The following is a 619-nucleotide window of genomic DNA, read 5'->3' as shown; positions in this document are numbered from 1 at the left end:
TCCATAGGCGGTCTCGACCAAAGCCGCGGGTGTCTGCACCTGGATGACGGCAAGCACGATGCCGGCAGCGGCAAGCACGGCCACCACGGGCAGGATCGCCCAAGAAAACCGCCGCAGGAATGGCGTGGCCCCCGCCGATTGCCCCTTCAGCGCCAGCCCGAGTGGGATCAATGCGCCGGCCCACAACGCGATGCCGACGCCGTGCAGGAACACCATCGGCCGCGTCAGCCATTGCGGCTCGGCGGCACTGGCATGGCCGCTGGCGGCAAGGGCGACCCCCACCCCGGCCAGGCCGGCCAGCGCCGATGGTTTGGCGGTGGCGCGGGGACCGGCCAGCGACAGCAGGCCAAGGCCCAGCGCGATCAGCGCGACCAGCACTGTCCAGCCGAAACTGGTGTCGAGCCCGGTCCGCCAGACGACCGATTGTGCCAGATGGGAGAGCGGCGCCCCCAATGCGTCCAGACCTTGCAAGCCGAGCGACAGGCACGACGCGACCAGCCCGCTCAGGATTGCAGCTGCAACGAAGCGCTGCCCGGCACGGCCACTTCCGGCCAACCAGGCAAGCGCGAAGGCGCCGCCAACGCCGAGGAAAAGGCCGACGTAGAGAAAGATTTTGCCC

The 619-nt window shown here is 69.5% G+C and carries 1 pseudogene; it reads right to left on the bottom strand.

The window, feature by feature from the left end:
- A pseudogene (locus tag EN984_RS36915) lies at positions 1 to 619 on the bottom strand (copper resistance D family protein); the annotation flags it as partial.

It is taken from the genome of Mesorhizobium sp. M7A.F.Ca.CA.004.12.1.1 (genome assembly GCF_003997835.1).
Taxonomy (GTDB): domain Bacteria; phylum Pseudomonadota; class Alphaproteobacteria; order Rhizobiales; family Rhizobiaceae; genus Mesorhizobium.
The sequence above is the reverse complement of the archived record's forward strand: the minus strand, read 5'-3'. Positions and strand labels throughout refer to the sequence as shown.